Source organism: Streptomyces sp. NPDC033229 (assembly GCF_055576875.1).
In genome coordinates this window covers 1-25,827 of the sequence record NZ_JBVIQR010000029.1, presented here as the reverse complement: position 1 = coordinate 25,827, position 25,827 = coordinate 1, and the positions used below count along the sequence as shown (strand labels likewise).

At 71.4% G+C, this 25,827-nt stretch carries 25 protein-coding genes and 1 tRNA gene; 5 read left to right on the top strand and 21 right to left on the bottom strand.

Going from position 1 to position 25,827, the window contains the following annotated elements; all coding sequences use genetic code 11:
• Positions 1-205: 205 nt before the first annotated feature.
• The 5 genes from cbiE to ACZ53N_RS24175 form a co-directional block, all read right to left on the bottom strand.
• Entirely contained in the window at positions 206-1,465 is a 1,260-nt protein-coding gene (gene cbiE, locus ACZ53N_RS24195; protein ID WP_469142895.1) for a precorrin-6y C5,15-methyltransferase (decarboxylating) subunit CbiE, read from the bottom strand.
• Positions 1,466-1,590: 125 nt separating this feature from the next.
• Entirely contained in the window at positions 1,591-2,232 is a 642-nt protein-coding gene (locus ACZ53N_RS24190) for a GNAT family N-acetyltransferase (protein ID WP_366685800.1), read from the bottom strand.
• Positions 2,233-2,387: 155 nt separating this feature from the next.
• Positions 2,388-3,260 carry a MetQ/NlpA family ABC transporter substrate-binding protein gene (locus ACZ53N_RS24185; RefSeq protein ID WP_469142894.1) on the bottom strand — a complete coding sequence of 291 codons (873 nt, stop codon included), beginning with the start codon at positions 3,258-3,260 and terminating at the stop codon, positions 2,388-2,390.
• 99 nt (positions 3,261-3,359) lie between these two features.
• Entirely contained in the window at positions 3,360-4,157 is a 798-nt protein-coding gene (locus ACZ53N_RS24180) for a methionine ABC transporter permease (protein ID WP_469142893.1), read from the bottom strand.
• Positions 4,154-5,281, bottom strand: coding sequence for a methionine ABC transporter ATP-binding protein (locus ACZ53N_RS24175; protein ID WP_469142892.1), 1,128 nt, complete (start codon positions 5,279-5,281; stop codon positions 4,154-4,156). Before ACZ53N_RS24175 ends, ACZ53N_RS24180 begins: the two co-directional genes overlap by 4 nt.
• 632 nt (positions 5,282-5,913) lie before the next feature.
• Between ACZ53N_RS24175 and ACZ53N_RS24170 the strand changes: the two genes are divergently transcribed.
• A complete protein-coding gene (locus ACZ53N_RS24170; RefSeq protein ID WP_365186189.1) occupies positions 5,914-6,273 on the top strand; it encodes a hypothetical protein in 360 nt (119 codons plus the stop codon).
• Positions 6,274-6,293: 20 nt separating this feature from the next.
• Positions 6,294-6,731 (top strand): hypothetical protein, encoded by a 438-nt coding sequence (locus ACZ53N_RS24165; protein WP_469142957.1) that lies wholly within the window; start codon positions 6,294-6,296, stop codon positions 6,729-6,731.
• Between the two features lie 150 nt (positions 6,732-6,881).
• On the opposite strand, the gene ACZ53N_RS24160 is transcribed toward ACZ53N_RS24165, so the two are convergent.
• The 3 genes from ACZ53N_RS24160 to ACZ53N_RS24150 all read right to left on the bottom strand — a co-directional run bounded on the left by ACZ53N_RS24160 (position 6,882) and on the right by ACZ53N_RS24150 (position 9,461).
• Positions 6,882-7,394 (bottom strand): GNAT family N-acetyltransferase, encoded by a 513-nt coding sequence (locus tag ACZ53N_RS24160; protein WP_469142891.1) that lies wholly within the window; start codon positions 7,392-7,394, stop codon positions 6,882-6,884.
• A gap of 81 nt (positions 7,395-7,475) precedes the next feature.
• A complete protein-coding gene (locus ACZ53N_RS24155; protein WP_469142890.1) occupies positions 7,476-8,039 on the bottom strand; it encodes a sigma-70 RNA polymerase sigma factor region 4 domain-containing protein in 564 nt (187 codons plus the stop codon).
• A gap of 246 nt (positions 8,040-8,285) precedes the next feature.
• On the bottom strand, positions 8,286-9,461 hold the full coding sequence (locus ACZ53N_RS24150; RefSeq protein WP_469142889.1) for a glycerophosphodiester phosphodiesterase: 1,176 nt from the start codon (positions 9,459-9,461) through the stop codon (positions 8,286-8,288).
• Between the two features lie 231 nt (positions 9,462-9,692).
• On the opposite strand from ACZ53N_RS24150, the gene ACZ53N_RS24145 reads away from it, so the two are divergent.
• Complete coding sequence (locus ACZ53N_RS24145; protein WP_469142888.1) at positions 9,693-10,367, top strand: lysophospholipid acyltransferase family protein; 675 nt, start codon at positions 9,693-9,695, stop codon at positions 10,365-10,367.
• Between the two features lie 111 nt (positions 10,368-10,478).
• Here ACZ53N_RS24145 and ACZ53N_RS24140 read toward each other — a convergent pair whose 3' ends face one another.
• The 5 genes from ACZ53N_RS24140 to ACZ53N_RS24120 all read right to left on the bottom strand — a co-directional run bounded on the left by ACZ53N_RS24140 (position 10,479) and on the right by ACZ53N_RS24120 (position 16,484).
• Positions 10,479-11,309 (bottom strand): alpha/beta fold hydrolase, encoded by an 831-nt coding sequence (locus ACZ53N_RS24140; RefSeq protein ID WP_469142887.1) that lies wholly within the window; start codon positions 11,307-11,309, stop codon positions 10,479-10,481.
• Between the two features lie 218 nt (positions 11,310-11,527).
• Complete coding sequence (locus tag ACZ53N_RS24135; protein ID WP_469142956.1) at positions 11,528-13,072, bottom strand: MFS transporter; 1,545 nt, start codon at positions 13,070-13,072, stop codon at positions 11,528-11,530.
• Positions 13,073-13,080: 8 nt separating this feature from the next.
• Positions 13,081-13,629 (bottom strand): TetR/AcrR family transcriptional regulator, encoded by a 549-nt coding sequence (locus ACZ53N_RS24130; protein WP_469142886.1) that lies wholly within the window; start codon positions 13,627-13,629, stop codon positions 13,081-13,083.
• A gap of 95 nt (positions 13,630-13,724) precedes the next feature.
• Complete coding sequence (argH, locus tag ACZ53N_RS24125) at positions 13,725-15,158, bottom strand: argininosuccinate lyase (protein WP_469142885.1); 1,434 nt, start codon at positions 15,156-15,158, stop codon at positions 13,725-13,727.
• Positions 15,159-15,290: 132 nt separating this feature from the next.
• Positions 15,291-16,484 carry an argininosuccinate synthase gene (locus ACZ53N_RS24120; protein WP_469142884.1) on the bottom strand — a complete coding sequence of 398 codons (1,194 nt, stop codon included), beginning with the start codon at positions 16,482-16,484 and terminating at the stop codon, positions 15,291-15,293.
• Between the two features lie 327 nt (positions 16,485-16,811).
• Between ACZ53N_RS24120 and ACZ53N_RS24115 the strand changes: the two genes are divergently transcribed.
• Positions 16,812-16,885 (top strand) — tRNA-Pro (locus tag ACZ53N_RS24115).
• A 64-nt stretch (positions 16,886-16,949) separates the two neighbouring features.
• Here the strand turns inward: ACZ53N_RS24115 and ACZ53N_RS24110 are convergent.
• The gene (locus ACZ53N_RS24110; RefSeq protein ID WP_469142883.1) at positions 16,950-17,849 is read right to left on the bottom strand and encodes a DUF72 domain-containing protein; all 900 of its coding nucleotides are present in this window, start codon (positions 17,847-17,849) and stop codon (positions 16,950-16,952) included.
• Positions 17,850-18,013: 164 nt separating this feature from the next.
• Between ACZ53N_RS24110 and ACZ53N_RS24105 the strand changes: the two genes are divergently transcribed.
• A complete protein-coding gene (locus ACZ53N_RS24105) occupies positions 18,014-19,090 on the top strand; it encodes a glutamate--cysteine ligase (protein ID WP_469142955.1) in 1,077 nt (358 codons plus the stop codon).
• Between the two features lie 221 nt (positions 19,091-19,311).
• On the opposite strand, the gene ACZ53N_RS24100 is transcribed toward ACZ53N_RS24105, so the two are convergent.
• The 7 genes from ACZ53N_RS24100 to ACZ53N_RS24070 form a co-directional block, all read right to left on the bottom strand.
• Positions 19,312-19,854: an arginine repressor gene (locus tag ACZ53N_RS24100; RefSeq protein WP_356458852.1), complete on the bottom strand. Its 543-nt coding sequence runs from the start codon at positions 19,852-19,854 to the stop codon at positions 19,312-19,314.
• A gap of 7 nt (positions 19,855-19,861) precedes the next feature.
• A complete protein-coding gene (locus ACZ53N_RS24095) occupies positions 19,862-21,082 on the bottom strand; it encodes an acetylornithine transaminase (protein WP_469142882.1) in 1,221 nt (406 codons plus the stop codon).
• The gene (gene argB, locus ACZ53N_RS24090; protein ID WP_469142881.1) at positions 21,079-22,047 is read right to left on the bottom strand and encodes an acetylglutamate kinase; all 969 of its coding nucleotides are present in this window, start codon (positions 22,045-22,047) and stop codon (positions 21,079-21,081) included. The genes ACZ53N_RS24095 and argB overlap by 4 nt, the downstream gene beginning before the upstream one ends.
• A complete protein-coding gene (argJ, locus tag ACZ53N_RS24085) occupies positions 22,044-23,195 on the bottom strand; it encodes a bifunctional glutamate N-acetyltransferase/amino-acid acetyltransferase ArgJ (protein WP_469142880.1) in 1,152 nt (383 codons plus the stop codon). Before argJ ends, argB begins: the two co-directional genes overlap by 4 nt.
• Positions 23,192-23,329, bottom strand: a complete 138-nt coding sequence (locus tag ACZ53N_RS24080) for a hypothetical protein (RefSeq protein WP_469142879.1) — start codon at positions 23,327-23,329, stop codon at positions 23,192-23,194. The genes argJ and ACZ53N_RS24080 overlap by 4 nt, the downstream gene beginning before the upstream one ends.
• On the bottom strand, positions 23,326-24,354 hold the full coding sequence (gene argC / locus ACZ53N_RS24075; RefSeq protein ID WP_469142878.1) for an N-acetyl-gamma-glutamyl-phosphate reductase: 1,029 nt from the start codon (positions 24,352-24,354) through the stop codon (positions 23,326-23,328). The genes ACZ53N_RS24080 and argC overlap by 4 nt, the downstream gene beginning before the upstream one ends.
• A 240-nt stretch (positions 24,355-24,594) precedes the next feature.
• Positions 24,595-25,581 (bottom strand): NAD-dependent epimerase/dehydratase family protein, encoded by a 987-nt coding sequence (locus ACZ53N_RS24070; protein WP_469142877.1) that lies wholly within the window; start codon positions 25,579-25,581, stop codon positions 24,595-24,597.
• Between the last annotated feature and the right edge of the window lie 246 nt (positions 25,582-25,827).

Below are 25,827 nucleotides of genomic sequence, written 5' to 3'. Positions count from 1 at the left end.
CATCGGTAGTGCTCCTTCCAACCGCTCACGCCCATAGTCAAGAACGAGCGTCCGTGCCTCGCGGCACGTTGTACGTCGCCCGCACCCACCCTGCCGTGCGCCCCGCCAAGAAGGGGGTGCGTTCGGGACATTGGTGACTGTGGCGTCGGACACCGGGCGGCGGCACAACGATCCGCCAGCCTACCCTCCGCACAGTCGTCCGAGGTCACGGGTGTGAACGACGACCACTCAGCAGAAAGGCTACGGCGCGCTCGCGCTCCACCCAGGCGGTTGTGTCCAACTCCACGGATTGGAGCAGCGCGCACTCCACGGCGTAGCCGCCCTCGGCGAGCGCCCGTCCGACGGCTTCGGCCTCGTCGCGGGTGGCCGCGTGCGTCACGATGCGCTCGGGGCGACGGGCGGCGCAGGCCCTGACGACGGGGGCCCCGCCGCCGCCGACGCGGACCACGTCGGGCTCGGGGAGGTCCTCCAGGACCTGGGGCGCGGTGCCGTGGACGACCTGGAGTTGGACGCCGTATCGGCGGGCGGCCGCGGTGGTGCGACCGCAGGCGTCGGCGTCGCGGTCCACGGCGAGGACGGCGGCGCCGAAGCGCGCGGCCTCGACGGACAGGGCGCCGCTGCCGGAGCCGATGTCCCAGACCAGGTCGCCGACGCGCGGGCCGAGCCGGGCCAGTTGGGCGGCGCGCAGTTCGGTGCTCTCGCCCTCGCCCCGGCCACCGCCGTACGCGTCGGTGGGCAGCGCCCAGCCGCGCAGGGCCGGGGGGTAGCCGGGGTCTCGGCCGGCGATCCAGCCGCCCGGGGTCCTCGGCCGGGGGTGTCCGCTGCCCTGGACGGCACCCGGCGGGGGGCTCGGGACGGCGCCGGAACCGCCGATGACGATGACGACGTTGGGGTCGCGCCAGGCGTGGTCGGCGGCCTTGTCGGAGGTGAGGACGGTGACCCGCTCCCGCGCGGTGCCCAGCTCCTCGCAGATGACGAAGGTGCGGTGGACGTCGCCGAGCAGCAGGGCGAGTTCGGCGGGCCCGGCGCCGGGCGAGGTGAGGACGGCGACCTTGGGGTGGGCGCGGCAGACGTTGACGGCGCGTCGCAGGTCACGGGCGTGGGCGACGACGATGCGGGCGTCGTCCCAGGGCATGCCGGCCCGGGCGAAGGCGGTGGCGACGGAGGAGACGGCGGGCACCACCTCGACCTCGAGGCCGTGTTCGGGTGCGCGCAGGGTCCGCACGACGCCGAAGAAGCCGGGGTCGCCGTCGGCGAGGACCACGGCGGAGCCGCGGTGCGTGGCGATGCGGCGGGCGGCGAGGTCGACGCTGCCGAGCCGGACCCGCTCGGCGGTGGGCGGCAGCTCGGGCAGGGCCAGGTGGTGGGCGGCGCCGGCCACGAGGGAGGCGGCGGCCAGGGCGGAGCGGGCCGCGTCGGACAGGGGGGAGCCGTCCCACCCGATCACCGTGACCCGGTCGGCCATCGTCGTCAGTCTCCTGGGCTTGTCGCGGTGCTGGTCGCGTGGGGGCCCGTGGTTGCGCGGGCACGGTGAGCGTACCCCGGCCGGCCCGGACCGGAGGGGGTGCGACGGCGGACGGCAGAAGGGGGTCAGCGCCAGTCGGGGAAGGCGGCGGCGTAGTCGGTGCCGCCGCTGTACTGCTCCTCCATCTCGTCCAGGTCCTCGGGGAGGAGGCTCCAGACGATGAGGTCGGTGCGGATGTCGGTCCAGCCGCCGTCCTCGGTGCGGCTGCGCGCTATGCAGGCGTTGCGCAGGACGCCTTCGCTGATGCAGCCGACCTTCTGGGCCACCTGCTGGGAGGCGGTGTTGTCGGCGGCGGTGCGCAGTTCGAGGCGTTCGAACTTCTGGTCGCGGAAGAGCCACTGGGCGACGGCGACGACCGATTCGCAGGCGTAGCCCTCGCCGCGGGCCCAGGGGGCGACTGCGTAGGCGACCTCGGCGGCCAGGGTGCGCCAGTCGGTGTGGCGCAGGTGCACGATGCCGACGAGACGGTGGGTGAGGAACTCGGTGACCGCGAAGACGATCCCGCGGCCTTCGGTGCGCTCGGCGGGGGCGCGCACCAGGGCCCAGTCGCGGGCGTCGGCGGTGGTGTAGGGGTGGGGCACGGACGTCCACGCGGTGATGAGCTCGTCGTTCATCATCTCGGCGAGGGCGGGGATGTCCGCGGCGTCGAAGGGGCGCAGCACCAGCCGGTCGGTACTGAGGGAGATGTCCGGAAAGATGGATGTCATGCGCTGCTCCAACGCCGGGGGCGGGTGGGCTCAGGACCGTCTTGAGTGCACCAGCATGCAGCATGTGCACCGTGGTGCGCCAAGCGCCTCGGCCCCGCGCACGCCGTGAGCGTACGCGGGGCCGGAGGTCAGCGGTCGGCGGAGGTTACGGAGCGTCAGCTCTGTGCCTTGCCGAAGGCCGGGAGGACGGCGCCGTTGGAGAACTTCTTCTCGATGAACTTCTTGACGTCGTCGGAGTTGAGGAGCTTGGAGAGCTTCGCGATGCGCGGGTCGGCCTCGTTGCCCTTCTTCACGGCCAGGAAGTTGGCGTAGGGGTTGCCCTCGGCCTTCTCCAGGGCCAGGGCGTCCTTGGCCGGGTTGAGCTTGGCGCCGATGGCGAAGTTGCCGTTGATGACGGCGGCGTCGACGTCGGCCAGGCGGGACGGGATCTGGGCGGCCTCCAGCTCGGTGAACTGGACGCCCTTCTTGTCCTCGATGTCGGAGAGCTTGGCCTCGGCGCCGACGCCTTCCTTCAGCTTGATGACGCCGTTGTCGGCGAGGAGCTTGAGGGCGCGGCCCTCGTTGGTGGCGTCGTTGGGCACGGCGACGGTGTTGCCGGACGTGATGTCGGCGACCTTGTCGATCTTCTTGGAGTAGAGGCCGAGCGGCTCGATCTCGACGTTGACGACCGGCACGATGTCCGTCTTGTTCTTCTTGTTGAAGTCGTCGAGGTAGGGCTTGTGCTGGAAGAAGTTCGCGTCGACCTCGCCGTTCTGGGTGGCGGTGTTGGGGAGCACGTAATCGTTGAACTCCTTCACCTCCAGCTTCAGACCGGCCTTCTCCGCCAGGTTGTCTCTGACGTAGTTGAGGATGTCGGCGTGTGGGGTGGGGCTGGCCGCGACCACGAGGGTGGCCTTGGGGTCGGCGTCCTTCCCCTTCTTCCCCGAACCGCTGGAGGAGGTGTCGGAGGGGGCGCTGCAGGCGCTGAGGCCGAGGGTGAGTGCGGCTGCTGCGGCGACGGCGGCGGTGAGCTTGATGGTGGTACGCACGAAGAGTGCCCCTATCTGGTGTTTCTCGGGTTCACGAGGTGTTGCCGCCCGGCAAAGGGTCCGGGCTCGTGGGTTCGGTGGGGGTGTCGGCCCCTACGGTCAGCGGGTCTCGGTGAGAGCGACCGCCTCGGTCGTGGCCGGGTCCGGCGTGGGGGCCGGTGCGGCGGGCTTGACGGGCTTGACGGGCTTGACGGACGGGGCCCACAGCCTGCGCAGGCCGACGGCGGACGGCTGGGCGCCACCGCGTCGGGCGAGGCGTCGTACGGCGAGGTCACCGGCGAACTGCACGACGGTCACGATGACGATGAGCAGCACGATGGTGATGTTCATCAGGCCGGTCTCGTGGCGCATGTAGCCGTAGGTGATGGCGAGGTTGCCGAGGCCGCCGCCGCCGACCGCGCCGGCCATCGCGGAGTAGCCGATGAGGGCGATGACGGTGGTGGTCAGGCCCGCGATGAGCGAGGGCAGGGCCTGCGGGAGCAACACCTTGAAGACGACGGTCCAGGTGCCGCCGCCCATCGACTGCACGGCTTCGACCAGGCCCTTGTCGACCTCGCGGACCGCGGTCTCCACCAGGCGGGCGAAGAAGGGGACAGCGCCGATGACCAGGGCCACCACGGCGGCGCTGGGGCCGATGGAGGTGCCGACGATCGCGCGGCTGAGGGGGATGAGCCAGACGATGAGGATGATGAAGGGCAACGAGCGGCCGAGGTTCACGATCGTGCCGATCACCCGGTTGACCACCACGTTCTGCAGCAGCGCGCCACGGTCGGTGAGGACCAGCAGGATGCCCAGCGGGACGCCGCCGATGACGGAGTAGACCGCGGACCACCACACCATGAAGAGGGTGTCCAGACACGCGTCGTGCAGCAGGGGCTGCATCTCGGACCAGGTCACTTGGCACCTTCCTTGAGGAGCGCGTCGGCCGGGGCCGGCGAGGGGACGGTGGCGGAGGCGGTTTCCCCGTGGGGGGTGACCTCGACCTGGAGGCCCTGCTCGCGCAGGAAGCCGATCGGGACGACGTTCTCCTCGAAGCGGCCGGGCAGCTCGATGCGCATCCGGCCGACCTGCTTGCCGGCGACGGTGTCCATCGCGGCGCCCAGGATCGAGATGTCGATGTTGTACGTGCGGGACAGCTGGGAGATGACCGGCTGGGTCGCGGCGTCGCCGTGGAAGGTGACGTCCACGACGGTGCGGTCGGGGCCGGAGGGCTCGCCGCCGACGGGGAAGAGCTCCGCGGCGAGCTCGGAGCCGGGGGTGGCGAGCAGTTCGGAGACGGTGCCGGACTCCACGACGCGGCCGCCCTTCATCAGGGCCGCGGAGTCGCAGATGGTCTTGACGACGTCCATCTCGTGGGTGATGAGGAGGACGGTCAGGCCGAGCTGCTCGTTGAGGTCGCGCAGCAGTTGGAGGATGGAGCGGGTGGTCTCCGGGTCGAGCGCGGAGGTCGACTCGTCGGAGAGCAGCACCTTGGGGTCGCCGGCGAGGGCGCGGGCGATGCCGACGCGCTGCTTCTGGCCACCGGAGAGCTGGGCGGGGTAGGCCTTGGCCTTGTCGGCGAGGCCGACGAGGTCGAGGAGTTCGAGGGCCTTGCGGCTGCGTTCCTTGCCGGAGAGGCCGAGGATTTCCAGCGGCAGCTCGACGTTGGCCTGCACGGTCCGCGAGGAGAGCAGGTTGAAGTGCTGGAAGACCATGCCGATGTGGCTGCGTGCCTTGCGCAGCGCCGCGCCGGCGCGGGGTCCGCGGCCGGCGAGGGCCGTGAGGTCCTGGCCGTCGACGGTGACCGTGCCGGAGCTGGGGCGCTCCAGGAGGTTGACGCAGCGGATGAGGGTCGACTTTCCGGCGCCGCTCTGGCCGACGACGCCGTACACCTCGCCCTCGCGCACATGCAGATCGACGCCGTCGAGGGCGGTGACCTCGCGGCCGCGTGAGCGGTAGACCTTTGTCAGGCCCGTAGTGGTGATCACAGGGGATTCCGTCACTGTCGAGTGCGCGGCGGCGGTGCCACCGGGCACGGGCATTCATTGCGGAACGCGGCATGGGAAGTACCCGGCGGGCGCGGTCGGGCGCGGCTTCGGGGTTCCTGGTGACGCGGGGCGGAGCGGTCCGGTCCGGCGGCGATGCCGGTCGCGGGGCTCACAGGGTCTCGCTTCGGGGCGCGAGGCACAGAACGGGGGCCCTCAGCGGTCACACATTCGACACATGCAAGCAGCACCGGGCGTGGTCATCGCCTCGGTCGCAAGGGTGCGGCTGCTCGTCGTGGTCATGCGAGCCAGTAAAACAGAAGGACGTGCGAGTCGAACAAGCTTGTCCGAATACTGGACGAGATTGTTCGAGGGGCGGACGGATGCCCGATCTATTCCCCTCCACCGCCAAGATCTTCGGCGGTCGCCCGCCCCACGACTGTGGCCTGCGCGAATACCGCCGGTAAGGCCTCGCCGGGAAGCCGTCCACGTCAGGCCCCGGGCTCTTGAGGTGTGGCACAGGCCACGGTACTCCCCGCCCTCGCGCGGGCCCTCGCGGCCCTCACGGTGGCGGCCTCGGGCGCGCGTCGGCCCGGGGCCGCGCGCGGTGGTCCCGCGTCCGCCGATTAAAGTCGTCCCATGCTTGTCCAGCCCCCTCCGCCCGTCCGCGCCGCAGCCCGGAGGCCCCGGTGATCGACGCGCTGACGCTCGCGGTCGGCCTGGCCGCCCTCGCCCTGGCCGCCTGGTGCGGCTTCGCGTTCTCGCGCGATCAGTCCACCAAGGACTGGCACTTCATCGGCATGGCCGTGGTGTCCGTCCTGGCGCTCGTCCAGCTCGTCGTCGGCGTGGTGCGGCTGGCCGGTGGCGACAAGCCCGAACAGGGCACGGCGATCTTCCTCGCCTATCTGCTCGGCTCGGCGGCCGCCGTGCCGGCCGCGGGCTTCATGTCGCTGGCCGAGCGGACCCGCTGGGGCTCGGCGACCGTCTCGGCGGGTGCCGTGATCCTCGCGGTGCTCGAAGTCCGGCTGTACGACATCTGGGGAGGCTGACCGTGTCCGAACCCGTGAAGGTGCGCGAAGGCGCTGCCGGCACGTCCGGCGGCGCGTCCGGTGACAAACCCGGTTTCGACCTCGGCAGCGGCCCGGGCCGGCTGCTCGTCTGGCTCTACGGGGTGTTCACCGTCGCGGCGGCGTCCCGCTCCGTCGTGCAGATGATCCTGGACTTCGGCCGCGCGCCGCTCGCCTACGTCCTGTCCGCCGTCGCCGCGGTGGTGTACGCGTTCATCACGTACTCCCTGGTGCGCGGCGGCGAGACGGCCCGCAGGGCGGCGCTGGTGTGCTGCGCCGCCGAGCTGGCCGGTGTCCTCGTCGTCGGCACCTGGACGCTCGCCGAACCGTCCGCCTTCCCCGACGCGACGGTCTGGTCGGACTACGGCATGGGCTATCTCTTCATCCCGGTGATCCTGCCGGTGACCGCGATGGTCTGGCTGCGTCGGTCCGCGCGCTAGCCGTGGCCGACGGACCCACGACTGCGGACCGTCCTGACCGCCGGCGGCGGTGAGCGCCCTACGGGCGCGTCCTCAATCGCCGGACGGGCTGAAAAGCCCGTCCGGCGATTGAGGACACCGCCGCGCAGCGGTGGTGCCGGCCGACAGGCACTACGCGCTCGGTGCGTAAACAGGCACCGCCGCCCCCCGCACCGCCTTCTCCAGCGTAATCAGCGTGAGTTCCCGCGTGATCCGCTCGGTGTCGGTCTGGGCGTAGCCCCACTTGCGGTAGAGCCGCAGACTGCCCTCGCTGCGCTGGCCGGTGGCGAGGCGGTACAGACGTGCGGAGCACTCCCCCGCCAGCCGCTCCTCGAGCGCGCCGAGCAGCCGGCCGCCCAGACCGTGCCGCCGCATCCGCGGATGCACGATGAGCCCCGTGATCACTGCCGTGCCCTGTCCGTCGACCGTGCCGCGCACCGACCCGACGACCTCCTCGCCCAGCCGGGCCACCAGCACACAGCCGTCGCCCAGTTCGGCGCGGAGCGCGTCGAGGCTCTGCGTCAGAGGTTCGAGGGAGTAGTCGCCGTACAGCTCGGCTTCGCTCTGGTAGCAGAGGTACTGGAGTTTGAAGATCTGCTCGGCATCGTGCTCGGTCGCCGCAGAGATGGTCACGCTCATACCCATGTGCGCACGCCTCCCCTTTTCGGTTCGGTCCGCTCTGACAGGAGCCGCCGCGGTGTACGTCGCCTCCGTGACGTCGGCTGTCTAACGCTCCTTTCCCCCGCGTTCAGGAGCCGCAACCTCCGCCATGAGCATTCTGCGCAGGCATCCCAGGCATCGGGAACGCACCGGCCCCAAAGATCCTTGTGAGATACCCAACTCCCCTGCGATTTCCCGGTAGGTCGGGTCGCTTCCGGACAGCAGGGCACTCAGCAGCCGGGGGCACCGGCCGGGCAGCCGCCGCACGGCGGCACGCAGTTCGCGGACCGTCTCGGCGGCGAGCACCTCCTGCTCGACGCGGGACCCGTCGCGGGCCGGGGCGGGCTCCGTGTCGGACAGAAGGTGCTCGGCGCCGGTGGGGTCGTACGGCACCTCGTGCCGGGCGCGGCGGCGCGCGGCGCGTGCCTCGGCCCGTACCGCGGCGCGTAACCGCGCGGCGGCACCCCCGCCGCGGCCGAGCACGGACGGGCCGCGGCGGCCCTCGCTCAGCAGCCGTACCCAGACGCCCTGTTCGAGGTCGGCCGCGTCCACCCCGGCCGCCGGTGCCTCCGCCGCGCACTCCGCCGCCAGCAGCGGGCGCAGCGAGGTCAGAAGATCGTTCGGTGTCATGCCGGGCGGGACGTGCCGCGCCTCCCGCCGGTTTCCGGGGACCGGCCGCCACCACTCGTACGAGTGGGTTTACCGACCGGGAAAAGAATGGTGGTCGGCGCGGGCGCCCGGCGCGAAAGGCCGGTGTGGCCCGGCCCGGCGCGGGGGTGGGCGTACGCCGTGGCGCCGCCCGCCCCCGCACCGGGGCGGGGCCGTCCGTTGACGGGGGCGTCACCCGTGACGCGGGCCCCCCGTCGGTGGAGCGGCTCAGCCCTTGACGAAGTCGGCCCGTGCGAGGGCCGCGGTGTCGCAGTTGTCCGAGAAGATGCCGTCGATGCCGGTGGCGAAGTAGGTCTTGAACGCGCCGAAGACGTCACCGTAGGCATTGGGGTCCGTGCCGCGGCGGAAGTCGGCGGGCAGGAAGCTGTTCTCGTTGCGCATCGTGTAGGGGTGCAGGATCAGCCCCGCGGCGTGCGCGTCACGGACGAGGGTGGTGGGCTTGGTGAGCTTGTCGTTCTTGTCCCGGGGGATGATCAGGTTCAGCCACGGGCCGATGCCCTGGGCGAAGCCGGTGACCCACTTCAGGCCCTTGGGCGTGATGAGGTCGGCGACCGTGCGCGGGTCCTTGGCCTCGACGAAGTCCCAGGGGCGGGTGTTCAGGTCGTCCAGCAGGAGCACCTTGGGGCAGTCGACGCCGAGCCGGTTCAGCCGCTGGAGGCTGCCGGGCTCGAACGACTGCAGGAAGGTGTGGCTGTTGCGCCCGGAGCGGCCGTAGCGGCGCAGCAGCTTGGCGAGTCGCTCCTCCAGGCCGAGGCCGGCCTTGCGGAAGTACGTGGGGTGCTTGGTCTCTATGTGCAGCCAGATGCGGTGGCCGCGCTTGCGGCCCTGCTCGTCGGCCCACTTCAGGACCTCTTCGAGGGTGGGCACCTGCCAGCGGCCGTCGTAGAGGGTGTTGTGCCCACGGGTGCCGGGGATGCGCTCCTTGGCGCGGAGCGTCTTCAGCTCGGCGAGGGTGAAGTCCTCGGTGAACCAGCCGGTGTGCGCCTCGCCGTCGACGGTCTTGGTGGTCTTCCGGGACGCGAACTCGGGGCGGGAGGCGACATCGGTGGTGCCGGTGATGTCGTTCTCGTGGCGGCAGACGAGGTGTCCGTCCTTGGTGGGGACGACGTCCTGCTCGATGACGTCCGCTCCGTTGTCGAGGGCGAACTGGTAGGAGCCGAGGGTGTGCTCGGGCCGGTAGCCGCTGCCGCCGCGGTGACCGATGACGGTCGGCTTCGGCAAGTCCTTGTACGAGCCGCCGTGGCCGGTGTGACCCTCGCGGCCCGTGCCGCTCTGCGCCGCCACCGCCGGGGCCGCACCGCCGCCCGCGACGACCGCTCCGGCGCCGAGGGCCGCGGCGGCCCCCAGCAGCGTGCGCCTGCCCGGCCGCTGCTCCTGCTGCATGAACACTCCTCGTTGTGCTTTCGTCCGGCACCTGTCCGGCACCTGTCAGACGGGCCGATCGTAGACACGTACGACTGTCATAGGGGAAGACGGGGCGGGAAGGTGGTGGAAACTCACGTCAACGCTGTGTATCCAGTCCGTGAACCCGGTGTGCGCGGGGGAGGTACCCGCGAGTATCGTCCTCACCTGCGCAGGCATGCGCCACACCGAACATCACGACCGGAGGGCCCGTTGTCCCGCATCTTGCTCAAGGCGTTTCTCGGATTGCTCATGCGCGTCCTGTACCGCCCGAAGGTGGAGGGAATGGAGCACATCGCCGAGAACGGCCCGGTGATCCTGGCCGGTAACCACGTCACTTTCGTGGACTCCTTGTTCCTCGCGCTGGTCCTCAAGCGGCAGGTCTTCTTCATCGGCAAGGACGAGTACGTCACGGGCAAGGGCGTCAAGGGACGGCTGATGGCGTGGTTCTTCACCTCGTCCGGCATGATCCCGGTGGACCGTGACGGCGGCCGCGGTGGCGCCGCGGCGCTGATGACGGGCAACCGCGTCCTGCAGGAGGGCAAGGTCTTCGCCATCTACCCGGAGGGCACCCGCTCCCCCGACGGCCGTCTCTACCGCGGTCGCACCGGCATCGCGCGCCTCGCGCTGATGACGGGCGCGCCGGTGGTCCCGTTCGCGATGGTCGGCACCGAGAAGGTCCAGCCGAACGGCAAGGGCCTGCCCCGTATCGCGCCGGTGACCGTGCGCTTCGGCGAGCCGCTGGACTTCTCCCGCTACGAGGGCATGGACCGCGACCGTTACGTCCTGCGGGCCGTCACCGACGAGGTCATGAGCGACGTCATGCGGCTGTCGGGCCAGGAGTACGTCGACATGTACGCGACCAAGGCCCGGGAGAAGGCGGCCTGACCGCCTGCCGCCTGCGGCGGTAGCGCCCGGACGGGCTGGTTGTGGCTGAGCTCAGCCACAACCAGCCCGTCCGGCGTTTGAGGACACAGCACAGCAGCCCGTTTGGCGTTTCTAGGCCCCGCCGCCGAGGCAGCGCGGCTGGAAGCCCGGGTCGGCCGGGTCCTTGTGTGCCAGGGCGTCGAGCACCCACTGGGCGACGACCGGGTCCTTGGTCGCCTGGTCGTGCATATAGAGGTCGAGCGGGCACTTGTCCTGGAGCACCACGTTGGTGAGGTGTTCCTTGTCCCCGGTGAGCAGCGCGCTCGTATACGGGATGACGACCTCGTCGTGGCGCGTGGTGATGACCGTGTAGTCCGGTCCGGCCGGGGTCTCGTCGCCGGCGTTGAGCTTCTGCAGCAGTTCGGAGCCGACCTGCTGGTCCACGCAGGACGGGCAGAAGGTCCAGCCCGCGGGGATCGCGAGGGGGTTCTTCGTGCCGTGGTTGGAGGGGACGATGCCGACGAGGTCGTCGACCTTGTCGGCGCCGCCGAGGAACTTCACGTAGTAGCGCGGCAGCATGCCGCCCTGGCTGTGGCCGACGATGTCGACCTTCGCGGCCCCCGTCGCACCTCGCACGGCCTCGACGAAGTCGCGGAGTTCGGCGGCCGACTGCGGGATCGGGTCGGTCTCGAAGTGCCCGTAGTTGAGGGCGAAGACGCAGTACCCCGCCTCCTTCAGCTTGGGCGAGAGCTTGGACCAGTTCTCCGCCATCAGCTTGAAGGTGCCGTTGACCAGCACGACGGGCTGCGGGTGGGCCGAATCCGGCTTGCAGGACCAGTCGTTGGCACCGCTGGGCGGGACGTCGAGCACCGACGCGGCGGCCGGGGCCGAGAGACCGGTGAGGCCGAGCGCGGCGGTGGCCGCGGCGGCGATCAGGAACCGGACTGTTCTACGCAGACGCATGGGGGGATTCCTTCGAGGCGCGGGACTCTCGTCCGAACGTCGTCGTCCGGACACACCAGCCGAACGCTGTTCGGCAATACCGACCGGTAACCACGATGTTTCCCCGCACATAAGGACGCCGTCAAGACACTTTTGTTCACGAAAAAGTCACGCGGACCGGAGCATGCTGCTCCGGTCCGCGTGACCGTGAGGTAGAGGCACGGCTCCGCCGGGCGGCCTCAGTGCCCGCCGCCCTCCAGCCGCTGTCCGCGCAGCAGGAACCAGGCGGCGACCGCCGTCGCGAGCAGGACCACCGCGCCGACGCCCGAGGCGATCTGCAGACCGTCGACAAAGGCGCCCTGGGCCGAGGCGAGCAGGGCCCCGCCGGTGTCCGCCGGGAGGTCGGCGGCCATCTCGACCGCGCCGCCCAGGGACTCGTGCGCCTCGGCCGCCGCGGCGGCCGGAACGCCCTCGGGGGTGGCGAAGTCGGAGTAGACGCCGGTGACGATCGAGCCGAGGAGGGCGATGCCGAGGGCGGCACCGAGCTCGTAGGCCGTCTCGGAGACCGCCGAGGCCGCGCCCGCCTGCTCCTTGGGCACGCTGGAGAGGATCACATCCGCGGTGACGGTGAAGGAGAAGCCCGCGCCGACGCCGACGACCAGCAGCACCGCGCCGAGGATCGGATACGCCGTGTCGCTCTGCAGCCACACGAGCGCGGCGAGGGAGACACCGATGGCGCCGAGCCCGCCCGCCACCACCGACCGCACGGAGTAGCGCCGGGCCACCCTGCCCGCGAGCAGCCCCGCGGTGACCGCGCCGACGGCCGCCGGCAGCTCCGCGAGGCCCGCCTCCAGCGGGTCGCGGTCCTGGACCAGCTGCAGGAACTGCGAGAGGAAGAAGACCAGCCCGGAGAGGCCGAGGATGGTCAGCAGATCGGCGAGGACCGCGCCGGAGAAACCCCGGTGGTGGAAGAGCCGCATGTCCAGCAGGGGCGAGGGCAGGGTGAGCTGCCGGCGGACGAACCACACCAGCGCCAGCGCGCCGACGGCGGCCGCGAGGAGGACGTACCAGTGGAAGCCGTTCGCCGCGCCCTCCTTGATCGCGAAGACGATCGCCACGATGCCGATCATCGACAGGGCGACGCTGGGCAGGTCCCAGGGGCCGGGCGAGGGGTCGCGCGACTCGGGCAGCAGCTTGATGCCGACGAGGACGAGGACGGCCATGACCGGCAGGTTGATCAGGAAGACCGAACCCCACCAGAAGTGCCCCAGCAGGAAGCCGCCCACGACCGGGCCCACGGCCGCCCCGGCGGAGGCCATCGCACCCCAGATGCCGATGGCGAAGCTGCGCTCCTTGGGGTCGTGGAAGAGATTGCGAATGAGGGCGAGGGTGGAGGGCATCAGCGTCGCGCCCGCCACGCCCAGCAGGGCGCGGGCGACGATCATCATCTCCGGGCTCGTCGCGTAGGCGTTGAGCACCGACACGGCGCCGAACGCCACGGAGCCGGTCAGCAGCAGCTTCTTGCGCCCGATGCGGTCGCCGAGGCTGCCCATGGAGACCAGGAGCCCGGCGATGACGAAGGAGTAGATGTCACCGATCCACAGCAGCTGGGTGCCCGACGGGCGCAGGTCCTCGCTGAGGAAGGGCGTCGCGAGACCGAGGACGGTCGCGTCGACGGCGACGAGCAGGACGGCGAGAACGAGGACGGTGAGTGCGAGCCAGCGCCCGGGACGCGGCGTTTCGGACTGCGGGCCGCCGCTGGGGCTGCCGGTCGGGCTCTCGATGGGGCCGGTCACTGTTTCATCCTCCGTTGCGCGCCCCCGAGCAGCAGCTCGGCGACCATGCGGGTGCGGTCCTTGGCGGCCACCCGGCCGTCCTGTACGGCCCACGCCCCGGCCCCGATCAGTCCGTAGAGCGCCTCGGTGAGCCAGGCGGGTGACAGCTCCAGCCGGAAGACGCCCTCCTCCTGGCCCCGCTGGAAGAGGCCCGTCACGCGGGCGTCGAGCCGGTTCCAGCCCTCGTTGAGACCCGCCTCGTAGAGCTGGTTCTCGGTGTAGAGGAAGGCCATGATCCCGGCGACCGGTTCGGTGGCCGCGATGAGCCGGCGCAGGGCCTCGGCCGCGTCGCCCTCCTCGGTCCGGGCCTCGTCCAGGGCCCGCTCGAACTGCTCGATGCCCAGGTCCTCCAGGGCCCGTACGAGCGCGTCGCGCCCGGCGAAGTGGCGGTGGAGGGTGGCGCGGCTGATTCCGGCGGCCTTGGCGATCTCGTCCATCGAGGCGGTCGCCTTGCGGGTGAGCAGGGCGGCCGCCTCGGCGAGCACACGGTCACGGTCGACACTCATGAGACGACGATAACCCGAATGAGACAGCGATGTCTCATTCGGGTGATCGTTGTCTCAGCGGTGTCCGCCGGAGCCGGTGGAGCCGGTGGAGCCGGTCAGCCCCGCTTCGCGTCCGCCCATTCCCGCTGGACCGCGAGGTCGGCCTTGACCTCGGTCAGCTGGACGGCGACCGCCGACGGCGCCGTGCCGCCCCGGCCGGAGCGCGAGGCGAGCGCGCCGGGCACATTGAGGACCGTGCGGACCTCGGGGGTCAGGTGCGGCGAGATGGCGGCGAACTGCTCGTCGGTCAGCTCGTCCAGCTCGATGCCCCGCGCCTCGCACTCCTTCACGCACTCCCCCGCGACCTCGTGCGCCACGCGGAACGGCACCCCCTGCTTGACCAGCCACTCGGCGATGTCGGTGGCCAGCGAGAAACCCGCGGGGGCCAGTTCGCCCATCCGGGCGCGGTTGACGGTGAGGGTCGCCATCATCCCGGTGAAGGCCGGCAGCAGGACCTCCAGCTGGTCGCAGGAGTCGAAGACCGGCTCCTTGTCCTCCTGGAGGTCGCGGTTGTAGGCCAGCGGCAGGGCCTTGAGCGTCGCCAGCAGACCGGTCAGATTGCCGATCAGCCGCCCCGACTTGCCCCGGGCCAGCTCCGCGATGTCCGGGTTCTTCTTCTGCGGCATGATCGAGGAGCCGGTGGAGAAGGCGTCGTGGAGGGTCACGAAGGAGAACTCCTTCGTGTTCCAGATGATGATCTCCTCGGCGATCCGTGACAGATCGATACCGATCATCGCGGTGATGAAGGCGAACTCGGCGACGAAGTCCCGCGAGGCCGTCCCGTCGATGCTGTTGCCCACCGAACCGCGCTCGAAGCCGAGGTCGGCTGCGACCGCCTCCGGGTCGAGCCCGAGGGAGGACCCGGCGAGCGCGCCCGAGCCGTACGGGGAGACGGCCGTGCGCTCGTCCCACTGCCGCAGCCGCTCGGCGTCCCGGCCCAGCGCCTGGACATGGGCGAGGACGTGGTGGGCGAAGAGCACCGGCTGGGCGTGCTGGAGGTGCGTGCGGCCCGGCATGGCGACGTCCGCGTGCGCCTCCGCCAGCCCGACCAGGGTCTCCTGGAGGTCGGCGATCAGTCCGCCGATGATCCGGGCGTGGTCGCGCAGATACATCCGGAAGAGCGTGGCGACCTGGTCGTTGCGGGACCGGCCGGCGCGCAGCTTGCCGCCGAGGTCGGGGCCGAGCCGCTCCAGCAGCCCCCGCTCGAGGGCGGTGTGCACGTCCTCGTCGGCGATGGTGCCGACGAAGGTGCCGGCCGCGACGTCGGCCTCCAGCAGCCCGAGGCCGTCGAGCATCCGCTGGAGCTCGTCGGCCGTCAGCAGACCGGCCTGGTGCAGCACGCGCGCGTGCGCGCGGGAGCCCGCGATGTCGTAGGGCGCCAGACGCCAGTCGAAGTGGACGGACGCGGAGAGCTTGGCGAGGGCCTCGGCGGGTCCGTCCGCGAACCGGCCGCCCCACAGCCGTACGTCGCCGCTGCTGGCGTTGCTCACTTGCTGCTCCTCAAAGGCTGGTGGTGTGCGGCCGCCTCCCCACCAGGGGCGGGGAGGCGGCTTTCACGTCGATGCGAACAAGGTCGATACGAACAAGGGTGAAAGGCGTGTCGCGGCGCCTAACGCGTCGGGTCAGACCAGGTCACGCTTGGCGGCGATCTTCGACGACAGACCGAAGATCTCGATGAAGCCCTTGGAGAGCGACTGGTCGAAGGTGTCGCCGGTGTCGTAGGTGGCGAGGTTGAAGTCGTAGAGCGACTGCTCGGACTTCCGGCCGGTGACGACGGCCCGGCCGCCGTGCAGCGTCATCCGGATGTCGCCGGAGACGTGCTCGTTGGCCTCGGCGATGAAGCCGTCCAGGGCCCGCTTGAGCGGGGAGAACCACAGGCCGTCGTAGACCAGCTCGCTCCACCGCTGCTCGACCTGCCGCTTGTACCGGGCGAGCTCGCGCTCGACGGTGACGCTCTCCAGCTCCTGGTGCGCGGTGATCAGCGCGATCGCGCCGGGCGCCTCGTAGATCTCGCGGGACTTGATGCCCACCAGCCGGTCCTCGACCATGTCGAGCCGGCCGACGCCCTGCGCACCGGCCCGCTCGTTGAGCTGCTGGATGGCCTGCAGCACCGAGACGGGCTTGCCGTCGATGGCGACCGGGACACCCTGCTCGAAGGTGATGATCACCTCGTCGGCCTCCCGGGGGGTGGCCGGGTTGGCGGTGTAGTCGTAGACGTCCTCGATCGGCGCGTTCCAGATGTCCTCGAGGAAGCCGGTCTCGACGGCCCGGCCGAAGACGTTCTGGTCGATGGAGTACGGGGACTTCTTGGTCGTCGCGATCGGGAGGTTCTTCTCCTCGCAGAAGGCGATGGCCTTGTCCCGGGTCATGGCGTAGTCACGGACCGGCGCGATGCACTTGAGCTGCGGGGCGAGGGAGGAGATACCGGCCTCGAACCGCACCTGGTCGTTGCCCTTGCCCGTGCAGCCGTGGGCGACCGTGGTCGCGCCGTGCTTCTGGGCGGCGGCGACGAGGTGCTTGACGATCGTCGGCCGGGAGAGGGCGGAGACCAGCGGGTAGCGGTCCATGTAGAGGGCGTTGGCCTTGATCGCCGGGAGGCAGTACTCCTCGGCGAACTCGTCCTTGGCGTCCGCGACCTCCGCCTCGACCGCACCGCACGCGAGCGCACGCTTGCGGATGACGTCCAGGTCCTCGCCGCCCTGGCCGACATCGACGGCGACGGCGATGACCTCGGCGCCCGTCTCCTCGGCGATCCAGCCGATGGCGACGGAGGTGTCCAGGCCGCCGGAGTAGGCGAGTACGACGCGCTCGGTCACGGGTTTCTCCTTACGGTGCAAACGCTGATGGGCATAAGTATGCACTCCACCGTATGTTTCGTCAACGTCGGGGGGATCGGGGCGCGGGACAGGGGCCACGGTGTGGCCGTTCAGTGCTCAACCGGGATCAAACGCCCACGTCAGGGGGTTTCAGGGGGGCGTCGCCGGGGGCAGTCACACCCCGGCGGGGCGTCCGGGAGCGGCCGCGCGGGCCGTGCGCGGGCCGTGCGCGGAGGGGTCGGCGACCCGAGTTCGATATTCGCCCCGGAACAGGGTATTTTTCTTCTGCGCGCCCGTTCAGGGGAAACCCGCAGACGGGGCGTGCACCGGGACGTGGCGCAGCTTGGTAGCGCACTTGACTGGGGGTCAAGGGGTCGCAGGTTCAAATCCTGTCGTCCCGACGGTGCTGAAGAAGCCTCCGACGCACGGGAAACCGTGCGTCGGAGGCTTCTTTCGTTCGCCCTGTCACTGCGCTGGGCCCAGGCCCACCGTTTCCGCGAGCAGGTGCCGCATGGTCGCGGCGGCGCTGACCGCGGCGTCCGCGCAGCAGTTGTTGAACAGGACGTGCACCTCATCGGCCCGGTCGGCGAGCCGTCGTATCCGTTCCGTCCACGGCGTGAGCTCGGCGACCGTGTAGCGATGGCGGAAGCGGTCCTCCTTGCTGCCCGTTCCCCATGCCTCGGAGCGCCCGTGGAAGCGGACGACCGCCAGGCCGGGGTGGGTGACGTCGTCGGTCGGCGGCAGGGCCCCGGGCACGGTCCGCGCGGTATCGACGGCCACCAGGGCCATGCGGTGGGCGCGCAGCACGTCGAGGGTGCGCGGCAGCTCGTCGGGGGCCAGCCACGCGGGGTGGCGGAACTCGACCGCGAGCGGCAGGGCCGGCGCGCGCTCACGGCACGCGGCCAGCCGCTCGTGGGCCCGGGGGCCCGGCCGCAGCCACGGCGGGAACTGCAGGAGCACGCTGCCCAGTCGGCCGGACTCCCGCAGGGGGCCCAGTGCGCCCGTGAAGCGTTCCCACAGCTCGTCCGTCACCCCGGACGCGAGTTCGGCGCACGCCACCCGGCGCTGCGCCGGGCCCGCCGGCCGGAGATCGGCGGGCAGGGCCCCGGCCCGTACGGCATGCCCGGTCAAGGGCGCGAAGGCCTTGACGTCGAAGGTGAACCCCTGGGGCGTCCGCTCCGCCCACAGCCGGCTGTTGCGCGTGCTGGGCAGGCCGTAATACGTGGCGTCGACCTCCACCACGGGGAAGCGGTCCGCGTAGTGCCGTAACCGGCCCTCGGGATCGCGGGCCCCGGGTGGGTACCAGCCGCTGCTGACGAGAGAGGGGTCCGTCCAGGAACACGTCCCCACGAGAATCTTGGCCATGGGCGGACGGCTACCCCGTACCGGCCGCCCGCATCACCGGCTCGGGCGCGCGCCCCTGCCGCACTGCTCCGCCCGGTCGCCGGCGGAGTATTCCGTGCGGCTGCGGGAATCAGGATGTCCCGGGAAGCAGCAGGTCCGTGGACCACGAAATAAGGGCGGTGGCGATGCGCAGCGTCGGTGTGGAAGAGGAGCTCCTCCTCGTGGATCCGGACACCGGGAGTCCCCGTGCGGTCGCGGGGGCGGTGCTCGAGCGGGCCGGGGACGAGGCGGGCCTGGAGAAGGAGTTGCAGCGGGAACAGCTGGAGACCGCCACCTCGCCGACAACCGATATGACGGTCCTGGCCGCGGAGGTGCGAAAGCGCCGTCGTACGGCGGCGGAGCAGGCGCGGTGTGCCGGGGCGGAGGTCGCGGCACTGGCCACGTCGCCGCTGCGGGTCGATCCGTCGCTGAGCGCGGGACGGCGGTACCGGAAGTTGGCGGCGGAGTTCGGGCTGACCGCCCAGGAGCAGCTCACCTGCGGTTGCCACGTCCATGTGGGCGTCGAGTCGGACGAGGAGGGGGTCGCGGTCCTGGACCGGATCCGGCCGTGGCTGGCCCCCTTGCTGGCGCTCAGCGCGAACTCCCCTTTCTGGCAGGGCGACGACAGCGGTTACGCCAGCTATCGCAGCCAGGTCTGGGGCCGCTGGCCGTCCGCGGGCCCGGTGGAGGTGTTCGGTTCGGCCGAGGAGTACCACGCGCGGGTGAGGGCACTCCTGGCGACGGAGGCGCTCCTCGACCTGGGCATGATCTATTTCGACGCGCGTCTGTCGCGCCACTACCCCACCGTGGAGATCAGGGTGGCGGACGTGTGCCTGGACGCCGACGACACGGTGTTGATCGCGGCGCTCACCCGGGCGTTGGTGGAGACGGCGGCCCGTGCGTGGCGTGCGGGGGAACCGCCGAAGCCGGCCACGGTGGGCCTGCTGCGGCTGACGGGCTGGCAGGCCGCGAAGTCCGGGGTGTCGGACCGCCTGGTCCATCCGCTGACGTGGACCCCGGCCCCCGCGGAGACGGTGGTACGGGCGTTGGTGGACCACGTCCACGAGGCCCTTACGGACGCGGGGGATCTGCAGTGGGTGCGGGAGTCGTCGGAACGGCTGCTGAAGGGAGGCGGCGGGGCGGGCGCGCAGCGCGAGAGCTATCGCCGCACGGGTGAGCTCCGGGCGGTCGTCGCGGACGCCGTCGCACGCACCGCCACCTGACCCTGCGGTCGGCGTTCATGGACGGCCTCGACGCCGGTGGCGTCCGCACCACCGCCTGATCCCTGCGGTCGGCGTTTCCGGACAGTCTCGACGCCCGTGGCGTCCGCACCACCGCTGCGCGGCGGTTGTCCTCAATTGCCGGACGGGCTTGATGTGGCCGAGGCCAGCCCGAACCCAGCCCGTCCGGCGCTTGAGGACGCGCCCGCAGGGCGCGCCGGGCCTCAGCGTTCCTTCTGGGCCAGCCGCAGCAGGTGATCCGCCAGGGCCTGGCCGCCCTTGGGGTCGCGGCTGATGAGCATGACGGTGTCGTCACCGGCGATCGTGCCGATGATCTCGTGGACGCCCGCCTGGTCGATGGCCGAGGCGAAGAACTGGGCGGCCCCGGGCGGGGTGCGCAGGACCACGAGGTTGGCGGACGCCTCCGCCGAGATCAGCAGCTCGGCCGCCAGTCGGCCCATCCGGGCCTCGGTCGCGGACTCGCCCAGCGGGGCCCGCGGGGTGCGGTCGCCGCCCTCGGAGGGCACGGCGTAGATCAGCTCACCACCGGTGTTGCGGATCTTGACCGCGCCCAGCTCGTCGAGGTCGCGGGAGAGCGTCGCCTGGGTGACGGACAGGCCGTCGTCGGCGAGCAGCTTGGCCAGCTGGCTCTGTGACCGTACGGGTTGCCGGCCGAGGATGTCCACGATCCGGCGGTGGCGGGCGGTGCGGGTCTGGGGTACTGCCTGCCCGCCGTGGAACGGCTCGGGCTCCTGCGCCTCGGTCATCGTCTCGTCAGTCTCCGGATCGTCGTTCCCCATGGGCCCCGTCGGCCTCGTGCACCCCCGCGGCAGCGTCCAGGACACCGGGCAGCGCCCGGAGGAACGTTTCCACGTCATCTTCGGTGATGATCAGCGGAGGGGCCAGCCGCACCACATGGGGTGCGACCGCGTTCACCAGGAGTCCGGCGTCCTGTGCCGCCTGCTGCACGTTCGGTGCGAGGGGCTCGGAAAGGACAATACCCAGCAGAAGGCCCGCGCCACGGATGTGGTCGACCAGTGGGTGCCCGAGGGCGGTGATCCCGTCACGCAGCAACTCTCCCGTGCGCTTGACCGTGTCAAGTACCCCGTCGCCCGCGAGGGTGTCCAGGACCGCCAGGGCGGCCGCGCAGGAGACCGGGTTGCCGCCGAAGGTCGAGCCGTGCTGACCGGGTGTCAGCAGGTCGGCCGCGGGGCCGAAGGCCAGGGTCGCGCCGATCGGCAGCCCGCCGCCGAGGCCCTTGGCGAGGGTGACGACATCGGGCTCGATGCCCTGCGCCCGGTGCTCGAACCAGTGGCCGGTACGGCCGATACCTGTCTGGATCTCGTCCAGGACCAGGAGCGTTCCGGTGGCCCGGGTGATCTCACGGGCGGCGGCGAGATAGCCCGCGGGCGGCACGACGACGCCGTTCTCGCCCTGCACCGGCTCCAGCACCACCAGCGCGGTATCGGTGCTGACCGCCGCGCGCAGCGCCTCGACGTCCCCGTACGGGACATGCGTGACCTCGCCGGGCAGCGGCAGGAACGGCTCCTGCTTCGCCGGCTGTCCGGTGAGCGCCAGGGCGCCCATGGTGCGGCCGTGGAAGCCGCCGAGGGTGGCGACCATGTGGGTACGGCCCGTACGCCGCCCGATCTTGAAGGCCGCCTCGATGGCCTCCGCGCCGGAGTTGGAGAAGTAGACCCGCCCGGGGCGGCCGGCCAGCGTCAGGAGCCGCTCCGCGAGCGCGACCGGGGGCTCGGCGGTGAAGAGGTTGGAGACGTGGCCGAGCGTGGCGATCTGCTCCGACACCGCCCGGACGACGGCGGGGTGGGCGTGGCCGAGGGCGTTGACGGCGATCCCGCCGACGAAGTCCAGATAGCGCTTGCCGTCCGCGTCCCAGACCTCGGTGCCCGCGCCGCGCACCAGGGGGATCCTGGGTGTGCCGTAGTTGTCCATCAGGGCGCCCTGCCAGCGCCTGGTCAGTTCGTCGTTGCTCACAGCGTGGCCCTCTCGACCGGCTGGTCCGGCACGACCATCGTGCCGACGCCTTCATCCGTGAAGATCTCCAGCAGGATCGAGTGCTGGACCCGGCCGTCGATCACGCGGGCGGTGGTGACGCCGTTGCGCACGGCGTGCAGACAGCCCTCCATCTTGGGGACCATCCCGCTGGCCAGCTCCGGCAGCAGCGTCTCCAGCTCGCTCGCGGTGAGCTGGCTGATGACGTCGTCGCTGTTCGGCCAGTCCGCGTAGAGGCCCTCGACGTCGGTGAGGACCATCAGCGTCTCGGCGCCGAGGGCGGCGGCGAGGGCGGCGGCGGCGGTGTCGGCGTTGACGTTGTACACATGGTCGTCGTCCGCGCTGCGGGCGATGGAGGAGACGACGGGGATCCGGCCGTCGTCCAGCAGGGCCTGGATCGCCCCGGTGTCGATCTCGGCGATCTCGCCGACCCGGCCGAGGTCCACCCGCTCGCCGTCGATCTCGGCGTAGCGCTTGGTGGCGGTCATGGTGTGGGCGTCCTCGCCGGTCATGCCGACGGCGAGCGGCCCGTGCTCGTTGAGCAGCCCGACCAACTCGCGCTGCACCTGCCCGGCGAGCACCATCCGTACGACGTCCATCGCCTCGGGGGTGGTGACCCGCAGCCCGGCCTTGAACTCGGAGGTCAGGCCCAGCTTTTCGAGCTGCGCGCTGATCTGCGGCCCGCCACCGTGCACGACGACCGGACGCAGGCCCGCGTGGCGCAGGAAGACGACGTCCTGGGCGAACGCGGCCTTCAGCTCCTGGTCGACCATGGCGTTGCCGCCGAACTTGATGACGACGGTCTTGCCGTGATGCCGCGTCAGCCAGGGCAGCGCCTCGACGAGGGTGCGGGCCTTGGGCAGGGCGGTGTGCTTACGGGCGGTGGGCGGCGTGGGGGCGGAGACGGTGGCCGGGGTGGACGCCCGCTCCGGGAAGGTGTCGCTCATGAGGAGTACGCGCTGTTCTCGTGGACGTAGTCGGCGGTGAGGTCGTTGGCCCAGATGACGGCGGACTCGGGCCCGGCGGACAGATCGGCGGTGATCCGGACCTCCCGGTAGCGCATGTCGACGAGTTCGCGGTCCTCGCCCACCGAACCGTCCTTGCAGACCCAGACACCGTTGATGGCGACGTCGATCAGGTCGGGGTCGAAGGCCGCCGAGGTGGTGCCGATGGCGGAGAGCACCCGGCCCCAGTTGGGGTCCTCGCCGTGGATGGCGCACTTGAGGAGGTTGTTGCGGGCGATGGAGCGGCCCACCTCGACGGCGTCGTCCTCGGTGGCGGCGCCGATGACCTCGATGCGGATGTCCTTCGAGGCCCCCTCGGCGTCACCGATGAGCTGGCGGGCGAGATCGTCGCAGACGGTCCGCACGGCCTCGGCGAAGGCATCCGGGGCGGGGGTGACGCCCGAGGCACCGGAGGCGAGGAGCAGCACGGTGTCGTTGGTGGACATGCAGCCGTCCGAATCGACCCGGTCGAAGGTCTGCCGGGTGGCGGAACGCAGAGCCGCGTCCAGCCCGGCCGCGTCGACATCGGCGTCGGTGGTCAGGACGACGAGCATCGTGGCGAGGCCCGGTGCGAGCATGCCCGCGCCCTTGGCCATGCCGCCGACGGTCCAGCCGTCGCCCTGGGCCACGGAGGTCTTGTGCACGGTGTCGGTGGTCTTGATGGCGATGGCGGCCTTCTCACCACCGTGCGCGGAGAGCTCGGCGGCGGCCTTCCCGATGCCCGGCAGCAGCTTGTCCATCGGCAGCCGCACCCCGATGAGACCGGTCGAGGCGACGGCGATCTCCCCCGCGTTGCCCCCCAGCACCTCGGCCGCCTTCTCGGCGGTGGCGTGGGTGTCCTGGAATCCCAGCGGACCGGTACAGGCGTTGGCACCACCGGAGTTGAGGACGACGGCCGAGACCTGCCCGCCCTTGAGCACCTGCTCGGACCAGCGGACGGGGGCGGCCTTGACACGGTTGGAGGTGAAGACGCCGGCGGCGGCCAGACGGGGGCCCTCGTTGACCACGAGGGCGAGGTCGGGGTGACCGCTCTCCTTGATCCCGGCGGCGATGCCCGCCGCCCTGAATCCCTTTGCTGCCGTGACGCTCACTGCATCTCCTTGTTCGCCGCTCCGGTCGCTACAAGCAACCGGGCCGACTTGATCGTTTTCTGCTGCGGGGCGGCCGGGGTGTCGCACGGCACGATGCGGGCGAGCACGGTGGCGAAGACGCGCCTGATGATCACGGCGCGACCCCGGTGACCGGCAGCCCCAGCTCTTCCGGGAGGCCGAGGGCGATGTTCATGCTCTGTACCGCGCCGCCCGCGGTGCCCTTGGTGAGGTTGTCGATCGCGCTGATGGCGACGATCCGCCCGGCGGCCTCGTCGAGGGCGACCTGGACCAGCACGGTGTTCGCCCCGTGGACGGCGGCGGTCGACGGCCACTGCCCCTCGGGAAGAAGCCGCACGAACGGCTCGTCCTGGAACGCCTTGTCGTACGCGGCCCGCAGGCCCTCCGCCGTGACGCCCGGCCGGGCCTTCGCGCCGCACGTGGCGAGGATGCCGCGCGGCATCGGCGCCAGGGTCGGGGTGAAGGAGACGGTGACCCGCTCGCCGGCGGCGGCGGAGAGGTTCTGGATCATCTCGGGGGTGTGCCGGTGGCCGCCGCCGACGCCGTACGGGCTCATGGAGCTCATGACCTCGCTGCCGAGCAGGTGCGGCTTGGCCGCCTTGCCCGCACCGGACGTGCCGGACGCGGCGACGATCACGGCCTCGGGCTCGGCGAGCCCCGCGGCGTACGCGGGGAAGAGCGCGAGCGAGACGGCCGTCGGATAGCAGCCGGGCACGGCGATCCGCTTCCCGCCGCGCAGCGCCTGCCGCCCGCCGGGCAGCTCCGGCAGCCCGTACGGCCAGGTCCCGGCGTGCGGCGACCCGTAGAACCGCTCCCAGTCCCCCGCGTCCTCGAGCCGGAAATCCGCCCCGCAGTCGACGACCAGCACCCCGTCCCCGAGCTCCTCGGCGACGGCGGCGGACTGCCCGTGCGGCAGCGCGAGGAAGACGACGTCATGGCCCGCGAGGACCTCGGCGGTCGTGGGCTCCAGCACCCGGTCGGCGAGCTGCGGCAGATGCGGCTGCAGGGCGCCGAGCCGCTGCCCGGCGTTGGAGTTCCCGGTCAGCGCCCCGATCCGCACCTCGGGGTGTGCGAGCAGCAGGCGCAGCAACTCCCCGCCCGCGTATCCACTCGCTCCCGCCACTGCCGCACGCACTGCCATCGGTCCTCCTTGGTGATGGCATGACTATACGGAGCTAAGAAGTTTTATGCAATGCCCGAAGAATGCGGACGCCGATGTCGTGTGACTGAGTCCCAGGGTCAGCCACTGAGCGCTTCATCTGGCCCTTCTCGCGCTCAGCGCACCGTCCGCCTACGAGGACCGAGCACCGAGCCTGATGAGGGAACGGCGCTCGGTCCCGGTCACCCCGTTCCGGTTGCGCGCATGGGCCCCTGTACCTCCTTACCCCAATGCTTCAAGGAGTTCGCGCTCACGCTCGATGCTGAGGCCGGCCCGGCGGGGGCGGTCCAGACCCTCTTCCCGCTCCCAGCGCAGGGCGTCCGCCAGCAGCTCCGCCCGGGGCCGGTGCCGTAGGCCGGCTGCGCCGGCCGCAGAACCGTTGCGGGCGCTGAAGCCGGCCCAGTCCGGGTCGGCCATCCACATCGCGAGCGAATCCGGGCCCATGAACTGACCCACCTTCTGCCCGAGCAGCCAGTCGGCGTCGGCCTCCACCACCGGCCCGGTGTGCCCGCCGATCTCCCGCGACAGTGCGACCCACTCCCCGAAGGGCATGACCGGGCCGACCGCGTCGTACGTTCCGGTCGTCCCCCTCTCCGCACAGTCGAGCAGCCATGCCGCAAGGTCTCGCGCGTCGACCACCTGCGTCGGGATGCCCGGGGACGCCGGCACCAACAGCGGGGCCAGCGGCTCGCGGGCCGCGCGGCCGACCCAGTACCCGGTGCGGCCGCTGTGGTCACCGGGGCCGCCGATCAGTCCCGCTCGCGCGATGAGGAGCCGGTCGCCCACCGCGGCCGCCGCGGCCTGCTCACAGGCCACCTTGGCCTCCCCGTACTCCTCGCGGTCGACCTCGTCCCGCTCGGCCGCCGGGAGCAGTTCCGCCGACTCGTCCGCATCCGGCTGCGCATGCGAGGCATACGCGCTGACCGACGACACGTACGACCAGTGGCCCGCCCGCTCGCCGAGCACCGCCAGTGCCCCGCGGACGAAGCCCGGCTGCCACGACACCTCGACCACGGCGTCCCAGTCCCGGCCCGCCAGGCTTTCGTACGCCGCCGGGTCGCGCCTGTCCGCGGCGACCAGCACCGCGCCCTCAGCCGTGTTGCCGCTCTCCCCGCGGGCCAGGCAGGTCACCCCATGCCCGCGTTCCAAGGCCTGCCGCGAGACCTCGCGGCCCACCCACGCCGTTCCGCCCAATACCAAGATCTCCATCAGCGCACTCAAACACGGACTCTGAGCCTGTGTGCCCCTGCTTCGCCGAGGGCGTAGCGGTCCGCGACGACCACCAGAGCACCCTTGTCCGACCGTTTCACCTGTCAGACGCTGTGGCCGACTGTGCTGCACAACTGGCCACCTGAAGTGCTCAGTGTGCGACACGAAGTCGCTCCAGGTAAGTAAGGACAGCCATGTGAAGGAGGTATCGATCGGCTGAACTTCGGGCCAGTGTCCATGGCCCGT

Bases quoted from the DNA above. Each gene is read 5' to 3' on its own strand.
- cbiE (WP_469142895.1), bottom strand. From the start codon at position 1,465: ATGGCCGACCGGGTCACGGTGATCGGGTGGGACGGCTCCCCCCTGTCC.
- ACZ53N_RS24190 (WP_366685800.1), bottom strand. From the start codon at position 2,232: ATGACATCCATCTTTCCGGACATCTCCCTCAGTACCGACCGGCTGGTG.
- ACZ53N_RS24175 (WP_469142892.1), bottom strand. From the start codon at position 5,281: ATGCCCGTGCCCGGTGGCACCGCCGCCGCGCACTCGACAGTGACGGAA.
- ACZ53N_RS24160 (WP_469142891.1), bottom strand. From the start codon at position 7,394: ATGGGTATGAGCGTGACCATCTCTGCGGCGACCGAGCACGATGCCGAG.
- ACZ53N_RS24155 (WP_469142890.1), bottom strand. From the start codon at position 8,039: ATGACACCGAACGATCTTCTGACCTCGCTGCGCCCGCTGCTGGCGGCG.
- ACZ53N_RS24150 (WP_469142889.1), bottom strand. From the start codon at position 9,461: ATGCAGCAGGAGCAGCGGCCGGGCAGGCGCACGCTGCTGGGGGCCGCC.
- ACZ53N_RS24140 (WP_469142887.1), bottom strand. From the start codon at position 11,309: ATGCGTCTGCGTAGAACAGTCCGGTTCCTGATCGCCGCCGCGGCCACC.
- ACZ53N_RS24130 (WP_469142886.1), bottom strand. From the start codon at position 13,629: ATGAGTGTCGACCGTGACCGTGTGCTCGCCGAGGCGGCCGCCCTGCTC.
- ACZ53N_RS24110 (WP_469142883.1), bottom strand. From the start codon at position 17,849: ATGGCCAAGATTCTCGTGGGGACGTGTTCCTGGACGGACCCCTCTCTC.
- ACZ53N_RS24105 (WP_469142955.1), top strand. From the start codon at position 18,014: ATGCGCAGCGTCGGTGTGGAAGAGGAGCTCCTCCTCGTGGATCCGGAC.
- ACZ53N_RS24100 (WP_356458852.1), bottom strand. From the start codon at position 19,854: ATGACCGAGGCGCAGGAGCCCGAGCCGTTCCACGGCGGGCAGGCAGTA.
- argB (WP_469142881.1), bottom strand. From the start codon at position 22,047: ATGAGCGACACCTTCCCGGAGCGGGCGTCCACCCCGGCCACCGTCTCC.
- argC (WP_469142878.1), bottom strand. From the start codon at position 24,354: ATGGCAGTGCGTGCGGCAGTGGCGGGAGCGAGTGGATACGCGGGCGGG.
- ACZ53N_RS24070 (WP_469142877.1), bottom strand. From the start codon at position 25,581: ATGGAGATCTTGGTATTGGGCGGAACGGCGTGGGTGGGCCGCGAGGTC.